General features: G+C 66.6%; 3 protein-coding genes and 1 pseudogene. All 4 read right to left on the reverse strand.

Translation table 11 applies throughout. The annotated features are described in order from the left end of the window. Positions 1-2,761, reverse strand: a 2,761-nt coding sequence (locus tag BN11_RS11825; protein WP_162213222.1) for an NACHT domain-containing protein, incomplete at its 3' end; no start/stop codon positions are given. Between the two features lie 62 nt (positions 2,762-2,823). After that, the gene (locus BN11_RS11830) at positions 2,824-3,324 is read right to left on the reverse strand and encodes a toll/interleukin-1 receptor domain-containing protein (protein WP_048697958.1); all 501 of its coding nucleotides are present in this window, start codon (positions 3,322-3,324) and stop codon (positions 2,824-2,826) included. Between the two features lie 294 nt (positions 3,325-3,618). Then, positions 3,619-4,029, reverse strand: coding sequence for a type IV toxin-antitoxin system AbiEi family antitoxin domain-containing protein (locus BN11_RS22675; protein ID WP_157044108.1), 411 nt, complete (start codon positions 4,027-4,029; stop codon positions 3,619-3,621). A 230-nt stretch (positions 4,030-4,259) separates the two neighbouring features. Beyond that, positions 4,260-4,564: pseudogene (locus BN11_RS11840) on the reverse strand (hypothetical protein); the annotation flags it as partial.

The raw sequence follows: 4,564 nt of genomic DNA on the forward strand, positions 1-4,564 counted from the left end.
ACGCCACCGCCCACACCGAGCCGGTGTGGCCGGTCAGGGCATGCAGTTGGGATGGGCGGGGAGGAGCCGCGGGAGCCGGGCCTAGCTGCCAGTCGCCGGCCATGGCACCCGCTCCGGCGCAAAAGAGCGCGGCGGTCAGGTGCGTTGTGGCCGATACGGAGCTCGCGTCGACCATGTCGGTATGGCGAAAGACCGCGCCGGCGAGATTCGCGCGGTCCAGTTGCGCTCCGCGCAACGAGCAGCCGCGCACCAGGCTTCCCTCAAGGTTGGCGCCTGCCAGTTGGGCGCCCGTCAGGTCAATGCCGCGGATGACAGTCCTCGACAGATCGGCATTATCCAGGTGAGCACCGGAAAGACTTAACCGGTTGCCTTCGACACCTAGTGACCAGTCACGCAGTCGTGCGCCCTCCAGATGGGCCCCATGCAGCTTAGGGAGGGGGTGATTGTGCTGGCTTGCGGACAGGGCATAGGCGAGGAGCACTTCACTCGTCTGGGGGGTATAACAGGCGGCGAGGCCGTCCAGAGCGCCCAGAGCCCTCCGCTCGACTTCCGGCGTGCCAGCGATGAGCTGGCCAAAGAAGTCTAGGGTTTCCTGGCTCGGGACCGGCATGGCCCAACGTTGTCGCACCACGTCCATTCGATCTGGGCCGAGCCTCAAAGCGGCGGCGAGATAGCGCGCCAGGAAGTACTCGAGCAGCGAGCTGTGCGCGAAACGGAATTCGTCATCGGCACGTCTGGACACGAAACTCGCTGTGCGCAGGTCCTCCTGCCATAGCTGCGGAGACATCGTGTCGGGGTAATGCCGGCGCATGGCCGGCCGAGCCGCGAGGAAGTCCACCAGCCATTGGTCGAGCTGGCGTGCCGACCAGGATCTGCGTCCCTCTCGCCAGAGCTCGGCCGCCAAGTGCTCCATGAGCTCTTGTTTGTGCTCGGGCAGCAAGGTGTGCTTCCCGTTGTCCCGCGCAAGCCAGCGATCTGTCATCGCGGCATAGATGTCGACCGGGCGAACAGACGAACCGGCTAGTTTGGCCCGCTCGACGAATTCCAGCTCATCGCTGATCATCATCAACGTCAGGGGCCGCTCGGCCATGCCTCGCAGATCGTGGACGGAGGCGAGGAGACCCATCAAGGCATCGACATCTGCCCCCGGGATATTCGCGGCGAGGTAATCGCGAATCTGGTCTTCGCCAAACGGAAGCACGAAAAGCAGTTGCCAGGACTGCTTGCCGGGGCCTCCCCGATCCTGCCCGGTGAAATGGGCGGTCTCGTCCTTGACGGACCGGAAGTAGTGAGTCCGGCAGGTCACGAGGAGCTTGCTGGGCTGGGTGGCCGAGGTCGCGCCGCTTGGGTCCTTCCGGTTCTGCCAGAACACCCGGGTGCTGTCGAGCAAGGCGCGGGTGAACTCCTGCCCCTCGCGGTCGGTCAGGTGGACCAGGATCTCATCGAGACCGTCAAAGATGACCAGGCAATTTCCGGTGTTCACTGCGTTGAGGACAGCATCCACGGTTGGCCGGTGCCCGGTCGCGGTCTCCGCGTCGAGCAGCGCCTCGACAATGCCGCGAAGATTTCGGGCCGAGCGATACTGCTCGACCGAGATGCGACGCAGATCAAAAAGAAGCGGAAGAGGCGCCGCCTGCGCTCCGTGTGTGAGCCGGCGGTCGAGCAAATGCTCCGTGAGGAGTTTCATCGTCGTCGTCTTGCCCATGCCCAAGTCGCCGAGCACCGCGGTCAGCAACGTGCTCTGCGGATCACCGGCCCAGGCGGCGAGCGTCTCCACGGCGGGTAGCGCCGTCTCGGCCACACGAGAGGTGCGCCCGCGGTTCGTGGCCCACGCCTCGAGCTCGCCCGTCGCCATCACAGGCGGGACGAGCCGGTGCGCCGGCCGCAGATACCCCACAGTTCCGCGCGAGTAGGCCGTCACGGCATCGACCGGGTCGTTGGTCCGCATGTCCCGAAGTGAGGAGGGTGCCAGGCGATGCCGAATGGTCACGAGCACCTCCCGCACGAAGGCGTCCTTGTCTTCTGAGGTGCGGCAAGCGGCATACGGGCGACTCTGGCCGACGATCTGGCCGACCTCGAGGGGAGCCAAGTCGCGGCCCGCCTCGATCGCAGTCAAGGCCACGGGGACGACCGGCACGTCACCCAGATGATCCAGGTCGCCGTCCGTCTCGACCGCGTATGCGGTGCTGACCAGAGCGACCACCACATCGGCGGCGGCGATCGCGGCGCTCCGTTCTTTTTCGCGCGCATCCCCGAGGTGCACCTCGCCGGAGGAGGTCACGACACAATCTGCCTCCCCGCCGCGAGTGCGCAGGTGCGCGCGGAGCCGGTTGATCAGGTCGTCGATCAGTCTCCTCCGGGCCGGTTCCTCCGTTAGGGCGAAGCTGACATGCACCCGAGCGGGGAGGGCGCGCATGAGCATGGGTGCGACCGGGTCAGCCGGGACCCCTTCACTCGCGCTGGCCCGAGACATTTCCGACAGTTCGACCGCCGTCGTGTCCGCACCCTCGAACCAACAAACGCGCTGAGCCGGCGGGTCCTTGCTCTTGTCCGCCGCGAGGTGCAACTCGATGCCGGCATCCGCCGCCGCCGCGTCCAGCGCCGCCCGCAATTGACGGAAGAGGGAAAGCCGCTTGTCATCGGTCCCCGGGGTGGTGGAGGCGTCCAGCGCCTGGTCGAGCCGGATAAGGCGCTGGTCGTCCATGAGTTGAACCAGGGCTTCGAGCCGGTCGCGCTGCCGCTGCGAAAGCTCTTGGGTCAAGGCCGAGAGATGGTGGCGAACGGCATTGGGAGCCAGGCGGTCCCGACCGGAGGTGCGTCGGTTCACGGCGTCGCCCCGGCCGCCACGTCGCGTAGAACGCGTTGCCGGATCCGGGTCGCCAGGGTGGCTGCGAACTCGTCTTGAGCCGCCGACCCCCGCAATTGGTTGAAGAATCGGTCTGCGCCCGAGGGCTGTCGCCGCAGGTGCATCTGGCGGACATCCAGCCCGTGCCATTCGCGACTCCCGTCGAGCGCCACGGGCTTGAGACCGACCGGCAGCACCGAGGTGACCGCTCCCGACCCAACGATCAGAGGGATTTCTTCGTGAACGATGAACCGGCGCGTGAGGTACTGCGGGCTAACCAGCGCGAGGGCGTAGTCGCACACCTCCAGGCGACCCAGAATCTCCCGACGCCACTCGTCCCCGATATGCACCTCGGAATCGGCCCACACCGTGACCGTCATGTCCTTCAACGAGGCGAGTTCGGGGCGCAGCTTGGTCATCAGTCGTTCCACCGCTGGCTGGTCGGCGTGCGCCCAGCTGAGGAAAATCTCTCGCTTCACCGGAGCCTCCTACGAATGTCCTACGCTCGATACTACGGAAAGGCTACGGACGCCGGCTCGATGCGTCAAGGGGTTATGCGCTGGGGTATGTCTGGCGACGAGTCGACCTCACTGATCCGCCGCTCTCGCCAGCACACGTTGAGCCGGACGGCGGCACGGTCCGGGCTGTTCATCGCGCGCCGGAGGAGTTTGCGGCGGCTCACCTTTCCCAACCGGAGTGCGCCGGCCACTGCGCCGTCCACGATCTCCTGCGGAGAGTCTCCATCGGCGACATCGACGAGGGTGCGTTCGACGTCAGTCACCCGCCAGGAGCCGCGGTCCTCGACATCCGTCGGTGGAAAGGGCGGCATGGTGGAGGCAGACGCCGTCGGCCACCGCGCCGAAGTCGGAGGGGACGGTCAGGTCGACGCGCGCTGGGCTGACATCCGAGAGGTCGTGCAACGACAGGGCCGATTCATGGGAGATCACGGCTCGACCGTGGCTCCAGACGGTCCACCTGGCATAGCTGTCGTCATGATCACTGGGCCAACCCGGCAGGCGGAAAAGCCCACGATCGATGCGGAGCCAGTTGCCGTGGTCGACGTGGTACTTCTGGGCCTGGTAGCTGTACCCGACGGCCCTGGCCTGAGAGGCGCTGAAATAGCCGGCTTGGGTGAACGCCAACTCCTGAAGCCGGCGGCGTAGGTCCTGTCGCACACCGGGCATGACGAGAGATTATCGAGGCTACAACTATATGGAAACTATATTTTGGTGCCGACGCATCCGGCCAAGATACAGATTTCTGGGAGTAGTAGATCCACCCGTGCAGGTCGTCGACGGTGGCATCGGGTTGCCAGCCCGACCCGACCAGGGCCGGATGAACGCAAGAATCTTGATAGGTGGCCAGATCTCCATCCACAGGCCCCACTCGACTGGGTTGGAGGGGGCGGGGGAGGTCAGGCGAGTTCGAGGCGGCAGGGGCCGACGTGGGGGTCGGCGACGTGCAGGGCGGCGACGCTGAGCGTGTCGCCGGTGGCGCGGCATACCCCCTCGGCCACGCCGAGGTGCAGGCCGCAGATGATCTCTCGGGCCTGCGACGCGGCGGCGGCAAAGGGACAGTGCCGCAACAGGATCACGTGTGGTGCCGCCGGGTCGGTGCGGGGCGCGAAACCGAGGTCGCGGGTGATAACCTCGAGCACGCGCCGGGCCCGCCCGCCCGGCCCAGCGTCGCCCGACACCGCATCGCCCGCCCCCGCATCGC

It is taken from the genome of Nostocoides australiense Ben110 (assembly GCF_001050535.1).
GTDB classification, from domain to species: domain Bacteria; phylum Actinomycetota; class Actinomycetes; order Actinomycetales; family Dermatophilaceae; genus Nostocoides_A; species Nostocoides_A australiense.